Annotated in this window: 28 protein-coding genes; 18 read left to right on the top strand and 10 right to left on the bottom strand. The window is 40.8% G+C overall.

The genetic code is table 11. The features are described 5' to 3' along the window. Positions 1 to 56: 56 nt before the first annotated feature. Together NSQ34_RS14575 and NSQ34_RS14570 are read left to right on the top strand one after the other, a co-directional pair. Positions 57 to 800 (top strand): (S)-benzoin forming benzil reductase, encoded by a 744-nt coding sequence (locus NSQ34_RS14575; RefSeq protein ID WP_254001746.1) that lies wholly within the window; start codon positions 57 to 59, stop codon positions 798 to 800. Between the two features lie 144 nt (positions 801 to 944). Further along, entirely contained in the window at positions 945 to 1,478 is a 534-nt protein-coding gene (locus NSQ34_RS14570; RefSeq protein ID WP_024423336.1) for an HD domain-containing protein, read from the top strand. Here the strand turns inward: NSQ34_RS14570 and NSQ34_RS14565 are convergent. Further along, positions 1,475 to 2,962: an alpha/beta hydrolase gene (locus NSQ34_RS14565; RefSeq protein WP_242025997.1), complete on the bottom strand. Its 1,488-nt coding sequence runs from the start codon at positions 2,960 to 2,962 to the stop codon at positions 1,475 to 1,477. The genes NSQ34_RS14570 and NSQ34_RS14565 overlap by 4 nt on opposite strands. A gap of 175 nt (positions 2,963 to 3,137) precedes the next feature. Between NSQ34_RS14565 and NSQ34_RS14560 the strand changes: the two genes are divergently transcribed. The 9 genes from NSQ34_RS14560 (at position 3,138) to NSQ34_RS14520 (ending at position 9,515) form a co-directional block, all read left to right on the top strand. After that, entirely contained in the window at positions 3,138 to 3,374 is a 237-nt protein-coding gene (locus tag NSQ34_RS14560; protein ID WP_034282580.1) for a YuzF family protein, read from the top strand. 183 nt (positions 3,375 to 3,557) lie between these two features. Next, a complete protein-coding gene (locus NSQ34_RS14555) occupies positions 3,558 to 4,661 on the top strand; it encodes an AI-2E family transporter (protein WP_034282578.1) in 1,104 nt (367 codons plus the stop codon). Positions 4,662 to 4,727: 66 nt separating this feature from the next. Then, complete coding sequence (locus tag NSQ34_RS14550; protein ID WP_003213446.1) at positions 4,728 to 4,949, top strand: spore germination protein; 222 nt, start codon at positions 4,728 to 4,730, stop codon at positions 4,947 to 4,949. Between the two features lie 98 nt (positions 4,950 to 5,047). After that, positions 5,048 to 5,269 (top strand): spore germination protein, encoded by a 222-nt coding sequence (locus NSQ34_RS14545; protein WP_024425952.1) that lies wholly within the window; start codon positions 5,048 to 5,050, stop codon positions 5,267 to 5,269. Between the two features lie 96 nt (positions 5,270 to 5,365). Next, complete coding sequence (locus NSQ34_RS14540) at positions 5,366 to 5,614, top strand: YueH family protein (RefSeq protein WP_061110359.1); 249 nt, start codon at positions 5,366 to 5,368, stop codon at positions 5,612 to 5,614. Between the two features lie 27 nt (positions 5,615 to 5,641). Further along, positions 5,642 to 6,049 carry a YueI family protein gene (locus NSQ34_RS14535; RefSeq protein WP_034282575.1) on the top strand — a complete coding sequence of 136 codons (408 nt, stop codon included), beginning with the start codon at positions 5,642 to 5,644 and terminating at the stop codon, positions 6,047 to 6,049. A gap of 60 nt (positions 6,050 to 6,109) precedes the next feature. Continuing rightward, complete coding sequence (locus tag NSQ34_RS14530) at positions 6,110 to 6,661, top strand: isochorismatase family cysteine hydrolase (protein ID WP_024425949.1); 552 nt, start codon at positions 6,110 to 6,112, stop codon at positions 6,659 to 6,661. Between the two features lie 17 nt (positions 6,662 to 6,678). Continuing rightward, a complete protein-coding gene (locus NSQ34_RS14525; RefSeq protein ID WP_041115814.1) occupies positions 6,679 to 8,151 on the top strand; it encodes a nicotinate phosphoribosyltransferase in 1,473 nt (490 codons plus the stop codon). Positions 8,152 to 8,288: 137 nt separating this feature from the next. Next, entirely contained in the window at positions 8,289 to 9,515 is a 1,227-nt protein-coding gene (locus NSQ34_RS14520) for an HDOD domain-containing protein (protein ID WP_176967282.1), read from the top strand. Between the two features lie 35 nt (positions 9,516 to 9,550). Here NSQ34_RS14520 and NSQ34_RS14515 read toward each other — a convergent pair whose 3' ends face one another. Beyond that, positions 9,551 to 9,907 (bottom strand): hypothetical protein, encoded by a 357-nt coding sequence (locus NSQ34_RS14515; RefSeq protein WP_041115816.1) that lies wholly within the window; start codon positions 9,905 to 9,907, stop codon positions 9,551 to 9,553. A gap of 505 nt (positions 9,908 to 10,412) precedes the next feature. Here NSQ34_RS14515 and degQ point away from each other — a divergent pair. The 6 genes from degQ (at position 10,413) to NSQ34_RS14485 (ending at position 15,287) form a co-directional block, all read left to right on the top strand. Continuing rightward, the gene (degQ, locus tag NSQ34_RS14510; RefSeq protein ID WP_003213123.1) at positions 10,413 to 10,553 is read left to right on the top strand and encodes a degradation enzyme regulation protein DegQ; all 141 of its coding nucleotides are present in this window, start codon (positions 10,413 to 10,415) and stop codon (positions 10,551 to 10,553) included. Between the two features lie 151 nt (positions 10,554 to 10,704). Continuing rightward, entirely contained in the window at positions 10,705 to 11,619 is a 915-nt protein-coding gene (locus tag NSQ34_RS14505; protein ID WP_176967247.1) for a polyprenyl synthetase family protein, read from the top strand. After that, positions 11,616 to 11,786, top strand: a complete 171-nt coding sequence (gene comX / locus NSQ34_RS14500) for a competence pheromone ComX (protein ID WP_073207246.1) — start codon at positions 11,616 to 11,618, stop codon at positions 11,784 to 11,786. Before NSQ34_RS14505 ends, comX begins: the two co-directional genes overlap by 4 nt. 53 nt (positions 11,787 to 11,839) lie before the next feature. Then, positions 11,840 to 14,152 carry an ATP-binding protein gene (locus NSQ34_RS14495; RefSeq protein ID WP_034282568.1) on the top strand — a complete coding sequence of 771 codons (2,313 nt, stop codon included), beginning with the start codon at positions 11,840 to 11,842 and terminating at the stop codon, positions 14,150 to 14,152. An 80-nt stretch (positions 14,153 to 14,232) separates the two neighbouring features. Further along, positions 14,233 to 14,874 carry a response regulator transcription factor gene (locus NSQ34_RS14490; RefSeq protein WP_034282566.1) on the top strand — a complete coding sequence of 214 codons (642 nt, stop codon included), beginning with the start codon at positions 14,233 to 14,235 and terminating at the stop codon, positions 14,872 to 14,874. Positions 14,875 to 14,897: 23 nt separating this feature from the next. Further along, positions 14,898 to 15,287 (top strand): hotdog fold thioesterase, encoded by a 390-nt coding sequence (locus NSQ34_RS14485; protein ID WP_024423321.1) that lies wholly within the window; start codon positions 14,898 to 14,900, stop codon positions 15,285 to 15,287. Positions 15,288 to 15,380: 93 nt separating this feature from the next. Here NSQ34_RS14485 and mnhG read toward each other — a convergent pair whose 3' ends face one another. Genes mnhG through NSQ34_RS14450 form a run of 7 tightly spaced genes read right to left on the bottom strand, consistent with a single transcriptional unit; the run spans position 15,381 to position 21,151 of the window. Further along, positions 15,381 to 15,755, bottom strand: coding sequence for a monovalent cation/H(+) antiporter subunit G (mnhG, locus tag NSQ34_RS14480; protein WP_024423320.1), 375 nt, complete (start codon positions 15,753 to 15,755; stop codon positions 15,381 to 15,383). Continuing rightward, a complete protein-coding gene (locus NSQ34_RS14475) occupies positions 15,739 to 16,020 on the bottom strand; it encodes a Na(+)/H(+) antiporter subunit F1 (RefSeq protein ID WP_024425942.1) in 282 nt (93 codons plus the stop codon). Before NSQ34_RS14475 ends, mnhG begins: the two co-directional genes overlap by 17 nt. Next, on the bottom strand, positions 16,020 to 16,499 hold the full coding sequence (locus tag NSQ34_RS14470) for a Na+/H+ antiporter subunit E (RefSeq protein WP_024425941.1): 480 nt from the start codon (positions 16,497 to 16,499) through the stop codon (positions 16,020 to 16,022). Before NSQ34_RS14470 ends, NSQ34_RS14475 begins: the two co-directional genes overlap by 1 nt. A 6-nt stretch (positions 16,500 to 16,505) precedes the next feature. Then, the gene (locus NSQ34_RS14465) at positions 16,506 to 17,984 is read right to left on the bottom strand and encodes a Na+/H+ antiporter subunit D (RefSeq protein WP_176967248.1); all 1,479 of its coding nucleotides are present in this window, start codon (positions 17,982 to 17,984) and stop codon (positions 16,506 to 16,508) included. Continuing rightward, a complete protein-coding gene (locus NSQ34_RS14460; protein WP_048237322.1) occupies positions 17,977 to 18,318 on the bottom strand; it encodes a Na(+)/H(+) antiporter subunit C in 342 nt (113 codons plus the stop codon). Before NSQ34_RS14460 ends, NSQ34_RS14465 begins: the two co-directional genes overlap by 8 nt. Next, positions 18,318 to 18,749 carry a Na(+)/H(+) antiporter subunit B gene (locus NSQ34_RS14455; RefSeq protein ID WP_024423315.1) on the bottom strand — a complete coding sequence of 144 codons (432 nt, stop codon included), beginning with the start codon at positions 18,747 to 18,749 and terminating at the stop codon, positions 18,318 to 18,320. Before NSQ34_RS14455 ends, NSQ34_RS14460 begins: the two co-directional genes overlap by 1 nt. Then, positions 18,746 to 21,151, bottom strand: coding sequence for a Na+/H+ antiporter subunit A (locus NSQ34_RS14450; RefSeq protein WP_176967249.1), 2,406 nt, complete (start codon positions 21,149 to 21,151; stop codon positions 18,746 to 18,748). The genes NSQ34_RS14455 and NSQ34_RS14450 overlap by 4 nt, the downstream gene beginning before the upstream one ends. Before the next feature lie 218 nt (positions 21,152 to 21,369). On the opposite strand from NSQ34_RS14450, the gene NSQ34_RS14445 reads away from it, so the two are divergent. Further along, positions 21,370 to 21,579, top strand: a complete 210-nt coding sequence (locus tag NSQ34_RS14445) for a hypothetical protein (RefSeq protein WP_024423313.1) — start codon at positions 21,370 to 21,372, stop codon at positions 21,577 to 21,579. Between the two features lie 74 nt (positions 21,580 to 21,653). Here NSQ34_RS14445 and NSQ34_RS14440 read toward each other — a convergent pair whose 3' ends face one another. Continuing rightward, positions 21,654 to 22,991 (bottom strand): 2-hydroxycarboxylate transporter family protein, encoded by a 1,338-nt coding sequence (locus tag NSQ34_RS14440; protein WP_046313348.1) that lies wholly within the window; start codon positions 22,989 to 22,991, stop codon positions 21,654 to 21,656. Positions 22,992 to 23,027 lie beyond the last annotated feature (36 nt).

Raw genomic sequence — 23,027 nt, 5'->3', positions numbered from 1 at the left:
CTTGATGTCATACCGTTTCACTACGTAAAATAGTGATATCAAGGGAGGAGATTGTCATTCGAATTTCAATCGTTACAGGCGGATCAAAAGGCTTTGGCTTAGCACTTGTGAACAGGCTGCTTTCACGCGGGGATCATGTGTACACAGCAGCAAGAAGTGCATCGCCGATATCCCATCCGAAGCTTACACATACCCAGGTTGATCTGACCGATGAAGAAGCAGCGGCCAAATGGATTCAAGATAGTCTCACGCCGCAAACTCTGGCAGATGCTGATGACATCTTACTTGTCAACAATGCAGGAATGGTCACACCTATCAAGCGCGTTGGACAAGGCGGACAGGATACGCTTCATCAGCATTACAAGCTGAATCTTGTCATTCCTATTTTACTGAGCCATATGTTTGCTAAGCAGACTCAATCATTTAACGGAAAGAAAACGATCGTTCATCTTTCTTCTGGAGCGGCGAAAAACCCATATAAAGGCTGGAGTGCGTATTGCAGTTCAAAGGCAGGACTCGATATGTTTATGAGGACTTTTCATGAGGAACAGCAGGACGAGGCGCATCCGATCAACACGTTTTCCTTTTCACCCGGCACGATCGATACAGATATGCAGGGGGAAATTCGGAAGTCATCAAAACAAGACTTTGAACAAATAGACCGTTTTCAGCAATTATATGAAACAGGCACGCTGAAGAGCCCAGATGAAGTCGCAGGTATTTTGCTCGAACTTTTAGCGGATGATCCAGCTGGCGGATGTGTCTACGATGCACGTGAGTATGTGAAAAAGCAGTCATAACGACTGCTTTTTTCGTATTGTACAAGCAAAAACAGCTCATTTGACATAAGCTGTTCTTGAGACTCATAGAAAATATAACAGAACATTTGAGTTTCTTTTCAGAATATGTTAGGATGCTAAAAATATAGATAAGGAGGGGTTTCCATGAGAAAGGTTACATTAATGGATGTTTACACCCATCCAGTCGCTCAAAAATATTTAAATCGTTCAGGAAAAGCCCATGCGATTGCTTGTGCTTATCACGCATTCAAACTGGCGGTGCAGGCTGGGATTAATCCAGATCTCGCTGTGAAAGCAGCCCTCTTGCATGACATCGGCCACTATGAATGGTATACAGCTGGCGGAGAATGGGATTACGAGACATATAGACGGAATGATATCCATGCCATTAAAGGCGCAGAGCGGGCTCACAAACTGCTCATACGCCTCGGTGAGGAACCAAAGGCAGCCAAAGATATTGCGCTTGCGATTCTGCTTCATACAGATTCATATTTGCCAGAGGGCGACCTTCATAAAGACACACTTCAGCAAATCGTCAAGAAGGCAGATGAAATGGATGAAGAGCCTGGCGGACATCACCATTACAGACAAATAGACGAGTCACTTGCAATGAAAAAAATCACGGAATTGGATCAAAAAGTGCAGCAGGCACTTCAGCCTATGAAACGCTCTGTTTAGTATGGAATGTCTCCATGAATATTTCCATCCTGATCGACATACAATGTGCGAATAACGGTACGGTTAAATGCAGATGTACCTGATGCAGTGAGTCCGGTGTAATGAACCGTGACAGAATAAGCACCTTCTTTTTTCAATTCAACAGCGGATGAAGCAGTTGTTTTGAGTGGATGATCTTTTTGGGCATCCTTAAAGTAAAAGGTTTCTACTTTCTTGCTTAATCGTTTAATCAGACCGCTTGAATGGGTCGATGCATCATCCCCTGATTTCGCTGCCTCTGCTTTGATTTCGTCATTTAATGGTGAATCAAAGGATACGAGCAGCAAATAAGGAGCCTTTTTTCCTGAATTTGATCGAATCGTCCATTTTCCAGGAACGGGTTTATTGATTTGCACATGGTGCGAAAATGCGCCTTCATATGGGAAAGATGCTTCCGATGTCTTCAGATTTGTTAAGACGTCTCCATTTGGGGCGATGATTTCCGGCCGCGCCTCATGCCTTTCATTTAACCACTGAATCGATAAGCCATTCGTTCCTTCCTCTACATAGAACGCTTCTGTTTTATCCTTTTCACTTTCACCGCCTTTCACATAAACATCTGTATTCAGCTCAGTAGAGTTCGGGCTCTCTTTATTTTCTTTTTCAGCGCTTGCGGCATTTGCCAGCAGCTGATGCTGAAACACAGGGAACATGCTTGTGCCGTTTTTAATGGAGTTGTGATCCCATTTCCCTGTTAAAATATTGTTTGCATATGATAGTCTTGTGCTGCTTACTGTGACGGCGCCATCGTTTGCGCCAAAGCTCTTTAAATACATGCCGCCTAAGTACAGCACCCCGCCAAATGTTCCCCATTCCGATCCCGAATACGTGATGTATTTTTGAGGAAACTTCTCCAGCTTGTCGGTTTCACTTCGAAAAGCCGCCATGAGCCCCGTTTGCAAAGAATAGAGCGCGTCGCTTTTTTGTCCAAGAATTTCTGCGAGCCAGCTTCCGCCCTTGCTATACGCTAAATCTGCCAGCGGCGTCCCGTAATGAGGGGAGCCGAGTGTGATGACTTTCTCTACATATGGATGGGCATCGTGATACACGAGTGCGGACTGGGTATCCACCCCGCCTTTACTATGACCAATCACAATAAGTTTTCGACCGAACACATCATAAATTTCTTTTAGCTTTTCTGCTAATAGTTTGCCATTCTTTTTCGTATCCTGATCTGGATACAAATCTATGAATGCGCTTTCGTATCCGTTCAGAACAGCTTGCTTTGCCATGTCGTTTCGGTCGAACCATGTGGAGGAGGAGCTGTTAATGCCGTGAACAAAAACAAGTGGTGGTTTTGACTCGTCTTTTTGAACCGGCTCTTCTCCTTTAAACCACTTTCCTGGTGTCCCAGGTTCATCTCCAATTGATCCTGCATACGCATAACTTGCAAAGGAAAAAAAGAGCATGACAGCAGCGAGACAGATGAGTTTTTTCAAGATCATTCACCTCTTCAAATGATTTAAGTTGTTGGCAGCACCAATCTATTATACTTCCAAAAGATGTAAGATTAAATAAAATGTTAAAATATGGTATTTGAGTTGTAGGTTTGCCTGAGTGACATTCACATGGGTCATTGCATACGATGTGGGTAAATACACAAGTAAAGGGGCAGGTAGGATGGCACAACAAGGAAGTCCGCAGCTTGTTTCATTAGTTGATCCATATGTTTATCAAACATTGCAGAAAGTGATCGGTATGAGATTGATTGTTCAAACAGTGAAAGATACAGTGCGCGGAAAATTGAAGGAAGTCATGCCGGATCATATTGTCATTGAGGCGGGGACAAAATCAGTTTTTTATGTGCGGATCCAGCAAATTGTATCGGTGATGCCTGATCACAGTGAAAGAGTGTAACAAGCAGACGCAAAGGTGTCTGCTTTTTTCACGCTTATAGAATGTATATCTGGAAAAAGTGCATGATATACCAATTGTTCTTTTTTTTACAAAAAATAAGGTTCTAAAACAAGAAGCAGTTGACAGAAGGTGGGTGGAATAGTAGTTTTTTAATAAGATCAATACGTAACAGGAGGAGCATCTTTGTTAAAATCTAAAGTTCATTTTTGGACATTCCAAATATTACTTGTTTTACTCATTGTTTATGTATCTACAAAGGTTTCGTTTTTATTTCAGCCAATTATTTTATTTGCATCTACCTTGTTTGTTCCCATCTTGCTGGCTGGAATTCTCTTTTTCATCTTTAATCCAATTGTTCGATTTTTGTCCAGGAAAATTCCTAGGACACTTGCTATCCTGATCATTTATCTTTTGTTCATCGGACTCATCACGTTCATTGTGAATGCTGCGGGACCGGTTATTGTCACGCAGGTTGGTGGACTTGTCAAAAGCTTCCCTGGTTATGTGACGGATATGCAGAAATTTATCAACGACTTCTCGCATTCTAAAACATTTACTTGGATGATGAACCAAGATTATGTCTCCGTCTCGAAGTTTGAACAGACAATTGTTTCGACATTAAAAGGTTTGCCGGAAAATATTGCTTCAAGTATGTCTGCTGTGTTTGGTGTGATTGCCAATATTGCTTTAGCTGTGATCACAGTTCCGTTCATTTTGTTTTATATGTTGAAAGACGGACATAAGTTTCCGGACAAGCTCGTTCAATTTTTGCCAATGCCTTACCGTAAGGAAGGATTGAAAATCTTTAAAGAATTAAACGATACGCTTGCAGCTTACATACAAGGGCAGATTGTTGTCTGTTTGTTTGTTGGAGTGGCTTGTTTTATCGGATACTTATTAATCGGTGTGAAATATGCGCTCATTCTCGGCATTATCATTGCGGTCACAAATGTGATTCCGTACCTTGGGCCATATCTTGGCGCGGCACCAGCTGTGCTTATTGCGTTTCTTGATTCGCCTGGAAAAGCGGTGGTGACAGTCATTGTCATTCTTGTCGTTCAGCAAATTGACGGAAATGTCATTTCTCCATTGATCATTGGGAAACGCCTCAACACACATCCTTTGACCATCATCCTGCTATTAATTGGGGCAGGAAGCTTTGGCGGAATCCTTGGCATGATTTTTGCGGTCCCTGTCTATGCACTGCTCAAAGCCATCACCTTGAATATTGTCAGATTGGTGCAGCTGCGTCAGCGATCTCGCAAAGAACAGCATTTAAACGTCTAGGACAGATGCACACCTTTTCCCTTCTTGCATAAGATGATTGAGATAAGCAGATAGGGGGAGATTCTGATGCCTGCAATCGTTGGACCTATTCATATCGAGTCGTTAGGAGGAAACGGTGCAGCTACTTTCGGTGATGTCCTGGCCATTGCTCCTTTGGCTGTAGACCACTCTACTGGCGGTGCGGGAGCCTTTAATTCAGGTGATTATATGTCACTTACAAGTGATCCGAATGCCACGATGCTTTGGGACTTTACATTGTTTGGCCAGCCTCAATCATTTAACGCATAGAAAGGCAGCTGATGGTCACAGATCAGCTGTCTTTTTTATTTTTCATACACGTATTTTTGAGCTGGGCATATGATGTGGGGAGAAAAGGTGGTGGAAAGATGCCAGCGATTGTTGGGCCTATTCATATTGACCGTGTGATTGGAAATGGTTCTGCACATTTCGGTGATGTTTTTGCCATTTCGCCAAAAAGTGTCGATCACTCCGCCGGTGGATCAGGTACCTATAATGCAGGGGACTTTGTCCAATTTTTTAGCAGTCCAAACGTTACGTTTATGTGGGATATAGACCTGATCAGCCAGCAAAAGAGCTTTAATGCATAGCCAGCTTTGAAAGAGAATTCCTTTTCAGAAGCTGTCTTTTTTTATGGTACAATGGATATGGATGTAAGAAGAAAAAAGAGGTGTGAACTGAGTCAAATGAAAATTAGAAAAGCACACATCACAAGCGGACAACCAAAGACCTACAATGTATATTTACATGAAAATAAAAAAGAATATAAAACGCTTGTAGCCGTACCTGACATTGAATGGAGTATGTCCATTGCGTATGAGGACGAAAAGGAGCAGCTCAACCATACGCTTGAACAATCCTTAATGGAAAGAGTAGAAACAGACGAAGCCCGTGACCTCGCACTCAAGATTGTGCACTGGGTCACAGAAATGTAAATTTAGAAACCAGGAGTGAACACAGCGATGAAAGAAGAATCCGTAGACTTTTATTTGCAGCAAGGGATATTTGGACATGCTGAAACAAAACCTGATGAACGAAGAATGTTTCTTGGTTCATTAAGGGAACGAGCGCTTCTCGCCCTGACAAAGGGACAAGTATCAAGAAATAAACCGTATCAAGAAGTCGAACAAATATTGAAGGCCAATCGCCAGGCCACAGTTCTATTAAATGGTGAACTTTCCTATGCTTCTTATTCTCAATATGTCAAAATGGCAAATGCCGCTGGATGTTCCTTTAAAGTGGTGAATCATCACGAAGCGCACTCTCCTTTTGGTCTTGTCATAGAGATGCCTGATGCGGTCAATCAGGAGCATATCTATATAGAGGATGAGCTGTTTCAAAAAGCTTTTTCTCATGAATCTGTTGAATAGGTTTCCCTAGTGAAATGAATAAGCTATAATGATTCAAAAGAGCATATGGGAGAGATGCGGATGGGCAAAGCGTTGATTTGTATAGATTATACAGTTGATTTTGTTGCAGACGATGGAAAACTGACATGCGGAAAGCCTGGACAGGCGATTGAGTCTAAGATCACAGAAATCACTTCTTCATTTATTGATGAAGGCCACTTTGTCGTCTTTGCTGTCGATCATCATGAAGAAGAGGACCCTTATCATCCAGAGACAAAGTTATTTCCGCCCCATAATATTCGCGGAACAGAGGGTATTGAACTTTATGGACAACTAAGTTCACTATTTCACACGTCAAAACATTTAAAACATGTCTACTATATGGAAAAAACAAGATACTCTGCTTTTGCAGGCACTCAATTAGAAATGAAACTGCGCGAGCGCGGCATCACGGAACTTCACTTAGCCGGCGTATGTACCGATATTTGTGTACTTCATACAGCTGTTGATGCGTACAATAAAGGCTTTGAACTTGTGATTCACCAAAATGCTGTGGCGAGTTTTAATGAAGCGGGGCACGAGTGGGCACTTTCTCACTTTGAGCAGTCGCTTGGTGCGAAAGTGGTTAAGTAAGGGAAGGAGAATGGAAGTTGGAGCATCGGTTTAATGACGACAGTTTATCACTACATACAGATCTTTATCAAATTAACATGGCAGAAACGTATTGGAGAGACGGCATTCATGAGAAGAAGGCAGTCTTTGAACTCTTCTTTAGAAAGCTTCCATTTGACAATGGCTTCGCTGTATTTGCTGGCTTAGAGAAAGCGATTGAATATTTATCGGACTTTTCCTTCACCGAAAGCGATCTAGCGTATTTAAAAGATGAACTCGGTTATAAAAGCGATTTCATTGACTATTTAAGCGGATTGTCCTTTACAGGTACACTTCATTCAATGCGAGAAGGGGAAATTGTCTTTGCGAATGAACCGATTATGCGCATCGAGGCAACGCTTGTTGAAGCTCAGTTAATCGAAACGGCATTGCTCAATATCGTGAATTTCCAGACGCTGATTGCAACAAAAGCGGCCCGGATTAAAGGAATCATAGAAGATGAGACAGCATTAGAATTCGGAACAAGACGTGCGCATGAAATGGATGCAGCGATGTGGGGAGCAAGAGCGGCACTCATCGGCGGCTTTCAGGCGACAAGTAATGTTCGTGCTGGGAAACGCTTCAACATACCAGTATCAGGAACGCATGCCCACGCACTTGTACAAGCATACCGCGATGAATATACGGCATTTAAAAAATATGCTGAAACACATACAGACTGCGTCTTTTTAGTCGATACGTATGATACCGTCAGATCAGGTATTCCGAATGCGATTAAGGTAGCGAAAGAATTTGGAGATAAAATCAACTTCATTGGTGTCAGACTTGATAGCGGAGACCTTGCATACTTGTCTAAAAAAGCTAGAACAATGCTTGATGAAGCAGGTTTCCATGATGCTAAAGTCATTGCATCAAGCGATCTTGATGAACACACCATTATGAATTTAAAGGCACAGGGCGCCAAAATTGATGTGTGGGGTGTTGGGACAAAACTGATCACAGCATTCGATCAGCCAGCCCTCGGTGCAGTATATAAGCTGGTGTCCATTGAAGAAAACGGCAAAATGAATGATACCATCAAAATTTCATCCAACCCAGAGAAAGTGACAACACCAGGCCGTAAACGTGTGTACCGGATTATCAATCAATTGAATCATCATTCTGAGGGCGACTACATTGCACTTGAAGAGGAAGATGTTCATAGTGAGGATAAACTAAAAATGTTCCATCCTGTGCATACGTTTATTAGTAAATTCGTGACAAACTTTGTGGCGAAAGATCTTCACGTCCCGATTTTTGATCAAGGAAAACTTGTCTATGACAATCCAGATATTCAAACGATTCAAGCCTACGTGCAGGACAGTCTTGGACTCTTCTGGGAGGAATACAAACGAATCAGCAAACCAGAAGAATATCCAGTCGATTTGAGTCAAAAATGCTGGGATAATAAAATGCAGTTTATCCATGATGTGAAAAATAAAATCAAAAAAGAGCTTTATGAAAGCGAATGATTTGAAGAAAGGGAGACCATCAAGCCAGGTGGTCTCTTTTTTTTATTTTGACCGATTGAAATTGAACTAAAACCGCAATCATTTGGTATACTGAAAGCACATCTTGTTTGTCATGGCATAAAGGAGGATTGGAGCAGTTGAGGGTGTTTGTTGCGAGACAGCCTATTTTTAACAGAAAAGAACAAGTCGTATCATATGAGCTGCTTTATAGAGATAGTGAAACCAATACATATAGCGCTGAAGACGGTGATCAAGCGACAACGGACCTCATTATCAACAGTTTTCTAAATATCGGCATCGAAACACTGACAGAAGGAAAACGATGCTACATTAATTTCACCGAAAGCTTGCTTTCATCTGATCTGCTCACCTATTTTGATCCGCATCAGCTTGTGATCGAGATATTAGAAAATGTACCGATTACCCCGGCACTTATTATGAGATGTAAGCAGTTAAAAAAATGGGGATATACGATTGCACTCGATGATTTCTTCCTAAACGGAACACATTATAGTGACAAGCTGCTTGAGGAACTCCTCTACTGCATAGATATTTTAAAAATTGACTTTCTGAAAACCACAACGCAAGAACGAAGAGATATTCTGCATTCGTATAAAAAGTATCGCCTTCGATTCCTAGCAGAAAAGGTAGAAACGAGAAGAGAATATGAAGAGGCGCTTGAAGCGGGCTTCCACTTGTTTCAAGGGTATTTCTTTAGTGAGCCGCATGTGATATCGGGACGAGCATTATCGACCAGCTTCCATGCGTACCATCAGCTTTTAAATGAGTTAAGCAAGGACCAGCCGAATATCCAGACCGTGACCCATTTTATTGAAAGTGACCTTTCGCTATCATATCAATTATTAAAAATGCTGAATTCAGGCGGCATGAGACGTCTTTATCAAATTAAAAGTATCCGGCAGGCGATTATCCTGCTTGGGTTTAATGAAATTCGGCGCTGGATCTTTATCCTTTCATTTAAAGAACTGAATGTCCAAGCTAATTCTAGCCAAAAAGAAATCATCAAAATGTCATTCATTCGTGCCAAAACGTGTGAACTGATTGCTTCTCGTACTGAACGAGAGCACCCCGCCTCTTATATGCTGACAGGTATGTTTTCTCTGATTGATACGCTTGTCAGGGCAGATATCACAGAACTTGTGAAGGAACTGCCGCTTTCTGATGAAGTTGGCGAGGCACTGCTTGGCTATGAAAATGATTATTCTTTTGTACTAGGTGTGGCCAAACGTATTGAACGAAATGAATGGGATGATGAGATGTTAGATGGAAATCTCTCGAAACAGGAAGCCTATGGCTGTTATATAGAAGCCATTGAATGGTGCCATAAAATGTTTGAATCTTAAGAAAAGCCGCTCGCGTGAGAGCGGCTTTTTCTTTGTCATGCCCACTTTAAAAGAAGGAAAAGTCTGCTGGAGGCAAGAGACAAGTAGATTCGAATCCCTTCTGGACTAAAGCGGATATCAATGCCGCTTTTCACACCGATTTGCTTCAGCATTCGGATGACACTTGTTGAATCAGAGCGCTCAGCAGCCTCCATGATGCGCTGCGCAAACGGAAGGGAGCTGGAAATTTGCTGTGTGATGAGTGAAGCATCAGCAACGAGGCGGGCTGATTCTTTTGCGGCTCGTTGAAATGAGTGGGCATCTACTGGAGGAAAAGTCATTGGCGTGCGCGGCGGGTATGCGCGGCTCATTGCGGGAACCTGCAAAGCAGGATAAGGAACATAGTAAAACACATGGTCACCTCTTCTCTCATTGACGTGAAATTGGACGGATATCTGTTCTAAATGTATGTAGAAAATCAGAATAAAGAATCAAAATGATCTTTCTATCTTTGTAATTCCAGCATAAAAATAGGTACTTTTGCGGTCAATTTCGGTGAATGTCGCCAAAAAATTGCGGTGTCCACAATAGCATCTGTCGTCTGACCTATGACACGCAAAACCGAAGATACAGAGGGGATCGTACGTTCTACCGGGAGAGAAGTGTGACGAATGATGCCTATTCCTGTCGCAAAAATGACGCAATTCCTTTGAAATTGAGATAAAAGTATGATTTGAAAAGTCAGAAAATGATGAAAAAAGACCTATTGAATTTTGCGGTATCGCGCACACGTTTTGTGCATACTTTTCGGTGAAAAAATACTCAATTACATTTACACTGTTAGTAACAGATCAAATACTTATGACCCAATCACCATACACAAATACATTGATCTTCCAAAAAAGGAGAGTGGAATCGATGGAAAAGTATGAAATCGAAGAACTTAAACAATTATTATGGAAACTTGAAAACGAAATCAGAGAAACAACGGCTTCTCTTCATAACATTAACAAAAGCATTGATCAATACGACAAATATGAATATGTGAAAATTTCTTAAAGACTTGATAATCATCAAGTCTTTTTTTTATCCAAATACATACAAAAAAAGGATATATTATTATATAATTGTTAAATAGTGATGTCAGTGGACATTTGCTCATGTCTTTTTAGTAAAATAAAAGGCGGAAGGGTGAGGTACAAGATCGAGTATGCTAAACTATCTAGAGAATACAAAAATCAAGCAGAATATGTCTGATTTTATTCAACATGCAGTCAGGCAGAATGATTTACAAAAGCTGCTTTTGAAATTTACAGATAGAAAAAAAGAATTTCCTCTTGGTCAATTAGCTTATCAGCATTATGAGGCATTTGACGGACAAGACAAGCAAGCGATTACAAAACTGGCAGCAGGGATTGAACTTCTCATCTTATCTGCCGATATATTAGATGATATTGAAGATCAGGACAATGATTCGTATCCTTGGATGAACGTCGACCAAGGAGTGGCCATCAATGCTTCTACGTATTTGTATACGGTGAGTATTCAATTCATCACGTCAATATGTGAAAATAATTCTCAACTAGTAGAGAAACTGTTCCATTTCATCAAAATGTCAATGGAAGGTCAGCACGAGGATTTGCGACATTTGCATGGAACAGAAGAAGAGTGTGTAGAGGTTTTAAGGAAAAAATCAGGATCTTTAACAGCTCTTTCTAGCGTACTGGGTGTTTATTTAGCGACAGGAAAAATAAACGCTACTGTGGAATCTTATTCGATATATTATGGTGTTGCTGAACAGATCAGTAACGATTTTTTTGCGTTATTTTCAAAATCAAACGGAGATTTTCAAAAAAAACAAACACTGGCATTCAGTTATTTACAAAGACGTTTTAACGATGCCAGTCAAGAGCTTCTTTCCTTCTTTTCTAACCGGCTGGAAGAGTCAGAGCAAAAGCCGTTTCAATTGAAGCAGAAGTTACTTGAAGCTGGTTTGACTCAGTACATGGTATCGATGAGAGAGATTATGCTGTTAAAAATGAAGCGTGGAATGGAACAACTTGATTTACCTGGGAAGAAGAAGGAACAATTATGTGCATTTATGACAAAGGAGGGCAATGATTGAACATTCAAAATGTTATTGCATATTTAGTCAAAAATCCTGGTGTTGTGAATGAATTGGACTTAGGGAATGCAAGTTTAATTCACACAGATGAGCAAACCATGCAAGCAATCATTCAGGGGATTAAAAAAGGGCAAATGTCTGCAGATTATATATGGTACTATAAATGATACTATTCATTTAAAAATGATTTAAAAGTTCTCCAGTTAAGGATGTTTTATACATGAAGATAACTTATACGAAACTATCTGCTTTTTTGGTTTTTCTGTCTTTTTTATTTGTGATCTATGTTTCATATATTTATGTATTTGATATTTTTAATGGAGCACGTGTAGCGGAGAACAAGAACGGTCAAGCAGAAGTTGTCAAAGTTGAATATCTTTCTTTAGCCTACACATCAGGATTAGAAGAAGGAGATATTATACTTAAAATCAATGGGGAACCTGCTAACAACAAAGATCATTTGATCAATGGTGAGCTTAGGAATGTGCAAAGAATTGATATTCAAAGAGGCAACCAAATGATCACCCTAAAAAATAAGACATTGATTGGTCAAGAGAGTTTATTTGTCTATATAATTCCTCTCATCCTGTATTCAATTTGTTTATTTTGTATCTTCTTTATCATTCGAATTAACAAAGAGGCTCAACGAAAATCAGCATTTCTTTTAGTTGTATTTTTATTAACGATTTGTATCGGATATCTTAGTGCAGGTACTTCAGGTATTGGTGAGAGATTTAGCCATTATGTGATCGTATTTTGTTTATCAAGTGTATTTATCTTTTATATTCACTTCATTTATCAATATTTCAAAGAGTTTGACCTGCATATTACGACTCAAAAAACGATTCGCTTTTTATATAGTCTTCCTATAATTAATCTAGTAATAGAGTTATTTGTTCCAATTGATTCGGCGTTAGCCAGATACATGCCAAGTTTAAATCTTTTATTCTTTTTCGCTTCTATTATCATGTCATTCAAAGTGATTATCAATGGAATGCGGAAATATAAAGAGACAGAGCAGGGGTCTGTTTTAAAGTTTTTTGTCATGATAAACATCATAGCATTTTGTCCATTTATCTTTTTGTTTGCAATTCCATATGTTTTGTTTCGTATTTATGTGGTAGATCCCTTTTTCTTAACTTCTTTTGTCTTGCTCATTCCTTTTTCACTCGTGTATCAATTTATGACGAACAAGCTTTACAATATGGATTTTTTGATAAGCAGACTGAAATACTATGGGTTTCTTGCCATTACACCGACCGTTTTTGTTGTTGTCACGTTTTACATTCTGCAAAAGCCAGAAGATTTGAAGTACACACTGAAGCTCGCATTAATCACCTATACACTCATGCTGGCTGTATTCTATTTCAAAGAAATTCTAGATTTCCGCTTCCGTCTGAAGCGTTTTTCAGAAAAGTATAATTACCAAGACAGCGTGTTTAAATTTACACAGCTTATTCGTGAGGCGTCATCACTTCATCAAGTGCTGTATCATTTGAAATACACCATTTTAGAAGTGCTAGTTGTGAATAAAGCCTTTGTGCTTGAGGTGAAGGCTGATGGACAAATTATTGAAATTGATGAGTCAACAAATGATAGTAAGCTATGGAAAGAATACGTGGATCAATTTCAAGATATTTTAGGTGAAGTTGGTAAAATCATCGAGCTTGATAAAGGGTTTATGATGAAAATTGGCGAGCGGGGCGGTCACTCGTTTATGATTTGCTGCTTATCCAATATACAGACACCGAAATTGACCCGCGATGAAATCTCATGGCTGAAAACATTGGCCTTTTATACAAGTGTCAGTTTAGAAAATGTCGTCAAGATCGAAGAATTGATGGAGCACCTTGACGATTTGAAACAGCGCGAGGCCAATCCTGCATGGTTGAAGAAAATCATGTTTGCTATGGAAGAAAAGCAGCGTTCAGATTTAGCGAGAGATCTTCATGATTCCGTGCTGCAGGACTTGATATCACTAAAAAGGCAGTCGGAGATGTTTTTAACGAATTTCCAAAACAACCAATGCCCGACATCTATTGAAAATTCGCTTATCTCATGGAATGATCAAATGTCCAAAGTGATTCAAACGACGAGAGAAACGTGTCATGAGCTTCGGCCGCAGCTGCTGTATGATTTAGGTTTAGTAAAGGCGATATCGAAGCTGACTTCTCAAATCCAAGAGGAAGCACCGTTTCATATTAGGCTGAATACGACACGCTTTGATAAAGAATTGGACATTGATATTGATTCACAGCTGAATATTTACCGAATTGTTCAGGAGCTGTTATCCAACGCCCTGAAGCACTCAAAAGCCACTCAAGTGTTAGTGATGCTGATTTGTATTAAAGATCAGGTTGTTCTTCACTATGAGGATGATGGAGTCGGTTTTGATGCCAGTCATCTTGATCAGCATACAATGAGCATGGGTCTGTCGGGAATTAGAGAAAGAGTGAAAGCGTTAAATGGAAAGCTTCAAATTCACACAGCCCCGGAAAAAGGGCTCAAGGTGAAAATTGAAATGGAATTGTAACGATTTATTAAGGATTAAGACTTGGCATCAGCCAAGTCTTTTATATAAAATGGAAGTGAGTGATTTAAAGGGAGGAAGACATGAAGAAGATATTGGTCATTGATGATCATCCGGCTGTCATGGAAGGGACAAAAAGCATATTAGAATCAGACCAGCAGCTATCAGTCGATTGTTTAAGTCCTGATGCAGAAGCCGCTTTTTTAAAGACGCATGACTTTTCCATCTATGATGTGATTTTAATGGATTTAAATCTCGGGGATATCAATGGAATGGACATTGCGAAACAAATTTTAGAAACCAACCATCAAGTGAAAATTATCATTTATACAGGGTATGAAGTAGATGATTATTTTGAAGAGGCTATTCGGGCTGGATTACACGGTGCAATTAGTAAAACAGAGACGAAAGACAAAATTATTGAATACATACACCGCACATTGCAAGGGGAAGTTGTCATTCAGCTGTCCTATTTAAAGAAATTAATTTCACAGCAGCAAGAAAAGCCAGAACAGGCGCAGCAGACTGATCACGAGCTCTTAACCGAACGGGAGTGTTTGATTCTTAGAGAAGTGGAAAAAGGATACACGAACCAGGAGATTGCCGATGTGCTTCATTTGAGCAAACGGTCAATTGAGTACAGTTTGACATCCATCTTTAATAAACTGAATGTTGGATCTCGTACAGAAGCGGTGTTAATTGCCAAGTCTGAAAGTGTGCTGTAAACGTGTGAAGGGAGAGGGCCTTAATGGATGTGAGCGGATCAAATACACTGCTTGAGGCACTAGGCATTGAGATTGTAGAGTGCAATAAATCACGATGCGTTGCAACAATGCCAGTCGATCACAGAACAAAACAGCCATTTGGACTGCTGCACGGAGGAGCATCTGCTGCTCTAGCAGAAACAGTGGCGAGCATGGGGGCTGCTGCTCATTTGGACTTAACGCAGCAAGTTTGCTCAGGTATTGAAATCAATGCCAATCATTTAAAATCTGTACGCGATGGAGTGGTGACAGCGACAGCTGTTCCAGTACATGTAGGACGGCGTACAATGGTATTTCAAATCGATATAAAAGATGATCGAGACCGGCACATCTGTACGTCAAGATGCACACTTGCTGTCATTGATCGCATATAAAAAAGCTCCCGGTGCAGCGGAAGCTTTTTTTGTATGCTGTTGCGCGATAAAAAAAGAATGGCCCAACATGGCAGGCCATTCTTTTTTTGCTTTTTATAAATAAGAATCTTCTTTTCGCTTAATCACAAAGTTACGGAAACCGCCATAATCATCTTGAACACTGCGTTTGTCGAGCTTAACACCAGTATTGTAGGCGGCTCTTCCGATTAAGTGTGCGCCGACTGGTGCTGTCAGGAAGATAAATACGATGCCGAGAAGGATTTTTGCAGAAATAACGCCTGCAAGAAACCATTCGTGAAAAAACACACCTACTAAAATCAGAACAACGCCAAGGGTCGATGCTTTTGATGCAGCATGCATACGTGTGTAAACATCCGGCAGGCGAAGGACACCAATGGCTGAAATCAAACAGAGGATAGCGCCTAGCAGGATAAAGAAAATCACGATGGCTTTAGCGATGACGATCATTTTCAATCACTTCCCCTTTCTCAAGGAATTTGGAAAAAGCGACAGTACCAATAAAGGCAAGGATGCCGAGCAGTAAAATAATCTCAAAGAATGCAGTGGTTTTCAGTAAAATTGAAACGATGGCTGTCATCCCAATTAAATTGATTCCTATCGCATCAAGTGCACTTACACGATCAGGAATAGAGGGACCTTTGATCACTCGTATCACAAAAAGCAAAGTAGACAGTGCCAGAATGCCAAGTGACATTTGCAAAATGAGTTCCATTACTTACCGCTCACCTCCTGAATCGCTTTTTCAAATGAAACCCGGATATCGTGAATGGCTTTTTCAGCATCTTCAATATCCATCGCATGAATGTATAAAATGGACCGATCATCGGAAATATCAATCACTAGTGTACCTGGTGTCAATGTAATCATATTTGCTAGTATGGTGATTTCCCAATCTGTTTTCAAGTCCGTACGAAAGGCGAAAATACCGGGCTTAATCGTGAGCTTTGGAGATAATACGGTCTTTAATACACTTAAATTGGCAAGAAGCAGCTCGCGAATAAAAATGATGATCAGCTTGAAAATCGCATAAAGGGCATAGCCGTAAAAACGCTGCGGGAAAAATCGACGCAGCATGAAAATGGCGATCATCCCTAATGCAAAACCTGATACAAAGTCTGCGGCTCTGTATGTATCATTCATAAACATCCATGTAAAGGCGAGGAGTGCGTTTAGTAATATTTGAAAGGCCATGTTCATCTACTCCTTCAGCACAGCTTGAATATATTTTTCTGGTGTAGAGAGCATTTCCGCTGCTTGATTGATATAAGGGGCAATGAACTCTGTCCCTAACCCAATGGAAAGCGATAGGACGACAAGCAGTACGCCAGGGTACACCATTCCTTTAATTGACGGCTTTCTTCTTCGCATATCCTGTTCCTCGCCCCAAAATGCGGACATGAAAATCTTCATAATAGAGTAGAGGACAAGGAGACTGGACAGTAAGACCAGGATAGAAAACGTCATGTGTCCAGCAGAAAATCCACCTTCCACAATTTTTAGTTTTCCAACAAAGCCACTTAGCGGCGGAATTCCTGCAAGCGATAAAGCCGATATGAAAAACATCCATCCTAATAGAGGCTGGGATTGAATCAGTCCGCCCATTTTTTTCAGTTGATTTGTACCAGCATACACAAAGAGGGCACCTGCCAGCATAAATAAAGCCCCTTTGATCACCATGTCGTGAATGAGATAATAAATGGCACCTTGGAGTGATGCAGGTGTGTTGGCTGCAAATCCAAACAAAATGACCCCAACAGCTGTGACAATGTTATAAATCACGATCTTCTGCACATCAGAATAGGCGATCGAGCCTATCACACCGAATATCACCGTCAGTGCGGCAAGCCACGCCATGAGTGTATGGGTGAAGCCTGTATCGTGTATAAAAATTAATGTAAAGACTCTTGCAATCGCATATAAGCCAACCTTTGTCAGCAAAGCCCCAAATAGAGCTGAAATCGCTGCTGGCGGCGCATGATACGATCCTGGCAGCCAGAAATAAAGCGGGAAGATCCCAGCTTTTAAGCCGAATACAATGAGGAACAGGATGGAAATAACAGTGATTAATCCTGTTTGCCCTGATTCAGCTATTTTCACACTTAAATCAGCCATATTGAGCGTACCCGTCACTGCATATAAACAGGCGACTCCGACAATAAATAATGCCGACGAGATGATATTAAACACAATATATTTGAGTGATTCACGAAGCTGAGGCTTTGATCCTCCTAATACAATAAGCATATAAGATGCCATCAGCAGTAATTCAAAGAATACAAACAGGTTGAAAATATCTCCCGTTAAAAAGGCTCCGCTCACGCCAGCTAACAAAAACTGTACGCCAGAATAATAGAAGAGCTGCTCTCTTTCTTTCCCAATCGTTTGAAAGGAGAAGAGGACTGTCACAAGCCCGACAACGGAAGCGGTCAGCACAAGGAGTGCAGCAAATTGATCGGCCACAAGGGCAATCCCAAATGGCGCTTTCCAGCCGCCCAAATAAAGGGTTTGTATCCCATTTGTGAAAATCGTTTGAACCAAATATGCATTACATATAATGGCTGAAAGAGATGCCAAGACACTAAAGACTCTTGACAGCATGATGTTTTTATTCATAAAGATCAATAGTGTAGCAGCTAGTAATGGAATTAATATAGGCAGGATCACGAGATTATTCATGCTGATCATTTCCTCTCATTTGATCCATGTCATCTGTTCGCAGCTCTTGGAAGGCACGGAAGGCCATGACAAGTAATAAGGATGTCACACCAAAAGCAATGACAATGGCTGTTAAAATTAATGCTTGTGGCAATGGATCCACATAGGATGTGATCCCCTCTTTTAGAACGGGAGGCGCTCCTTTTTTTAAACCGCCCATTGTTAAAAGAAGCAAGTGGACGCCGTGACTCAAAACAGCAGTACCGACGATGACCCGCAGAAGGCTCTTTGACAGCATCAAATAGGTCGCCGCCATAAAAATAATTCCGACGATAATAGACATTAGAAATTCCATTATTCCTTCTCTCCAATCATTTGAATAATGGTCATGGTGACACCGACAACAACCAAATACACACCGATATCAAACAGGACAGCTGTCGCCAGTTCTGTTTTCCCTAAAAACGGTAATTGGAAATAATCAAATGCATGGGATAGAAAAGGTGCACCGAATAGAAAGGATCCCATACCTGTCAGGATCGCAACGAGCAAACCGGCTCCAGTTACATAAATAAAGTCAAATGGCAAAATGCGTCTTACTGTCTTCAGATCATAGGCTAAAAGCAGAAGAACGACAGCCGCAGCACTCATCAGGCCGCCAATGAATCCGCCGCCAGGATTGTTATGTCCCGCAAGAAATAGGTGAAGGGAGAAAAGCAAGATGATGAATGCTGTGATTTTTGTTGTGACTTGCAAAAGCATATCATTCGTATCAATCTTTCTCATCGCCGCACACCTCTCTTCCGTTTTGCTTGTGTTTTTAATAACCCATAAATACCAAGTGCCGCAATGGCGAGCACGGTAATTTCAAAAAGGGTATCAAAGCCCCTGAAATCTACTAGAATGACATTGACAATATTGTCACCGCCAGCAAGTTTGTAGCTGTTTTCAATAAAGTAAGTTGAGATGGTGTCAAGTGACTGCTGACTTGTGGAAGCGAAAGCTAGACAAGTGACAACAACCCCAACGCCTAATGAAATGATGAAATTGGTCATTTTGAATCTTCTTGTTTTTTGCTTTAAGCTCAGCTTCGGCAAATGATAGAAGCAAAGCAAAAACAGTGCGACAGAAATCGTTTCAATAATCAGCTGCGTCAGCGCAAGGTCAGGTGCTCTGAAAATCACGAAGAATAATGACAGCGTGTAGCCCATGACACCTAGTGCAATAATAGCTGTTAATCGTGAACTTGCGAATACTGTGGCAATCGTCGCCGCCACCATCACAAGTGAAAGAATCACCTCATACGTGCCAATTGAGGCAGCCTGATCAGTTTGAAATGAAAAGGCCTGCTGATAAAACATCACGCCGCCAATAACGATAATCATGAACCCAAACACATAGACAAGATAGTCACGAAGAAAACCAGTCATATAACTGTTTGTCAGGCGGTATGAACCTTTTTCTAAACCGATAAGAGAGCGGTCGTATAAAGCATTAAATGACCACTTTTCCTTAAAGATGTTGTACATTGGACGCCATTTTGAAAGCGTCAAGTAGCCGATTGTGCCGAGTACAACAACACCTATTGTCATATAGAGTTCTGGCTGGAAGCCATGCCATGCTTCAATTTTCACAGAAAAACGGCTTCCTGTTTCAATCGCTTCAGGAATGATCGCCGCAATTGCAGGTTCAATGACAGAATAGGCAAGAATATTAGGGAAAAAGAAGAAGGTGACCACAAGTGCAGCTAGAATGATGGGCGGAATGAGCATGCCGATCGGTGCTTCATGCGGTTTTTTCTCCAATTGGTCTATATTCAGACGGCCTCTAAAAGTTTTAAAGAGGAGCATCATACTATAAATAAACGTAAAGACACTAGCGAGCCAAGCGAGTGCTGGGAAGATGGCACCCCATGTTGAAACGTCCGTAAAGCTGATATCAGAAATCCGTATCATACTTGTGAAAAATAGCTCTTTACTTAAGAAACCGTTAAATGGCGGTAATCCGGCCATTGAAAATGTACCGATTAACGTAATTGTGAAGGTAATCGGCATGATCGTCATTAATCCGCCTAATTTCCGAATGTCACGAGTTCCTGTTTCATGATCGATAATACCAGCTGCCATAAAGAGACTGCCTTTAAACGTAGCATGGTTAATGAGGTGAAAAATAGCTGCAAGAACGGCTGCGCCAAAAAAGGCAGGATTGTTTTCATGAATCGCAGCTGCGCCGACGCCAAGCATGAGCATAATCATGCCGAGCTGACTCACTGTCGAGTAGGCCAGAATGGCTTTCAAATCGTTTTGCCGGACGGCGTGGAATGATCCCCAGAATAATGTGACAAGTCCCACGATGGAAATGGTCCAGAACCATACCTCTGATATAGCAAAGATTGGACTGAAGCGGGCAACAAGATAAATACCGGCTTTCACCATCGTAGCAGAATGCAGATAACTGCTCACAGGGGTCGGTGCTTCCATTGCATCAGGCAGCCAGATATAGAATGGGAACTGCGCTGATTTCGTAAAGGCACCTAGTAAGATTAGGATCATGGCAGGGATAAAATAAGGTGATGCCATAATGAGCTGAAGCTGATTCACTGCTTCACGAATACTGAATGAATCAGTAATCAGGTAAATGAGGATGAAGCCGCCAAGCATAGCTAATCCGCCAAAAACAGTAATAAGCAGTGATTTTGTTGCTCCATACCTAGAGCGGTCCCGCTTATACCAATACCCAATTAAGAGGAAGGAAGAGATACTCGTTAACTCCCAAAACAAGTATAGAACGACCATGTTGTCAGAAAGAACGACACCCAGCATCGCGGTCATAAACATGAGCAAATACGTGTAGAAAGAGCCAAGCTGTTCTTTTTCCTTTGATAAGTAGAAAATACTGTACAGCACCACTAGTGAGCCGATACCTGTAATTAATAAAGTAAATAACAGGCTGAGACCATCGACATACACAGTGAAATTCATCCCTAAAGATGGAATCCATTCAGCCTGTGAGAAAAGCGTTCGTCCATTCGAAGTGATGTGTAACATTTGGATGAAATAGGTAAATAAGAGAATCGGCAAGATGAGAACAAACCATCCTGTATGTATACGTCTCACATATTTGTAAAGGAAAGGTACAACAAAAGCGAGTAAAAAAGGTGATAGGATGGCGAAGTGAATAAGCTGCAAGAAAATGAACCTCCTTTGATCAATATAAATTCACGTTCTAAAGAACTGGTAATTAAAATTATAGCGTAAATACAGCCATAGTGCATTGGTTTGAAACGATTTCAAGCAAACTGTATTTGTTTTAGGTTCTTTTGACCACAAAATAATTTTATCAAAAATGATACTCATTGTATATTGTTTTGTTTTTCGTACATGCTTTTCTTAAAGGAGCTGATCAAATGAAACGAAAGATCGCCATCAGCTTAAGCCTATTCTGCACGATTTTAGGAGGAGCATTCTTGATCGACCGAAATGATCAAAAAAGGTGGCAGGCCGGGAGTGAATGGCCGCTGTTTTCTGAGCATCTTCTTCACATGAGCTATCAAGAAACCAAGCTGTATCCTTTTCAGCCCAGGGAATATTTACGAATTGTATTAGCTGATGAATAAGATCCTATAGGATAAAAGAAATATAAAAAAAGCATGGGTCCATGTGAGAGCCCATGCTTTTTATGTGTGAATGTTTAACTAAACATTCTGAGTAAGATCGTTGCACAGATGACTGTTGCTGCTCCGCCAAGTCGTGTAGATACTTGTGCGAAAGGCATAAGACCCATTCTTCCAGAAGCTGAAAGAATGGCAACGTCACCAGTACCGCCAAGTCCGCTGTGACAGCCAGTGACAATAGCTGATTCTACTGGATACATGTTCATTAGTTTTCCAACGAAGTAACCAGAACCAACCATTGCGAGTACAACAGCGATACATACGCATACGAATGGAATGGAGATGACAGTTGCTACATCATCAAGTGGAATGTACAGAATACCAAGACCAACCATTAGCGGCCATGTAAAGCTTCTTGATACAAACTTGTAGAACTGCTGTGAGCCATTTTGAAGATGCTGAGGCATCACGTTTAAGTATTTGATTAAAGCGGCAAGAACAATCATCAAGATTGGACCTGGAATATGAACAAAGCTTTCTAACAAACCACCAAAGATGAAGGTTGTACAAGCAACGAGTACACCAGCACCCATTAACCCGAAATCAACTTTTGCATCCAGATCTGGCTGTTCAAATATTTCGTTTGCTTCTTTTGATTTCACAAGACGGCCATTTCCGTTTAGTTCAGGACGTTTCTCACCAAGCTTCTTCATTGCGCCAGCACAGATAATGGCAATGACGTTCCCAATGACAGCTGCAGGAATTAATTGAGAAATTAATGACTCTGCTGACACATCAAGAATTTGTGAATAAGCGATAGATAATGGCAAAATCCCTTCACCAACACCACCGGCAATAATCGGTACAATAATAAAGAAGAATGAATGATGCGGTGTGTAACCAACTAAAAGGCCAACAAGGATACCAGCACTCACAGCTGCAATTGTACCTGCAACTAGAGGAACAAACATACGAATAAGGCCTTGTACTAAAACAGTTCGCTGCATCCCAAGAATACTACCTACTACAAGAGCAGAAATATAGAAGTAAAGGAAGTTCGACGTTTTCATAAGAGACGTAACCGCTTCCAATGAGTTCGGATTCAGAACATTAAAAAAGACCAGGAACGATGGTACGAATAAAGAAAGAATCGCCGGTCCACCAATATCTTTTAAGATTGGAATACGTTGTCCTACATCTCCAAGGAAAATCCCCAAAATCATAATAACAGCGAAACCACCAAGCATATTTGCTGGAATTTTATTAAAATAAGCGGCAGTTAAAATAATCGCTGCAAGTACTAAATACACAGGTAGATCAATAACACCAATTTTCCAAGACATGATCTTACGGAAAACGCTTTTATTATTGTCAGAATCGTCTGTAATCGATTTCAATTGTTGTGCATTAGCCACATAAACACCCCCAAATGCTATTTGTCTCAATTGTAG

It is taken from the genome of Bacillus sp. FSL P2-0069 (assembly GCF_038593315.1).
Classification (GTDB): Bacteria; Bacillota; Bacilli; order Bacillales; family Bacillaceae; genus Bacillus; species Bacillus safensis.
This window is presented reverse-complemented; position numbering and strand designations above follow the sequence as displayed.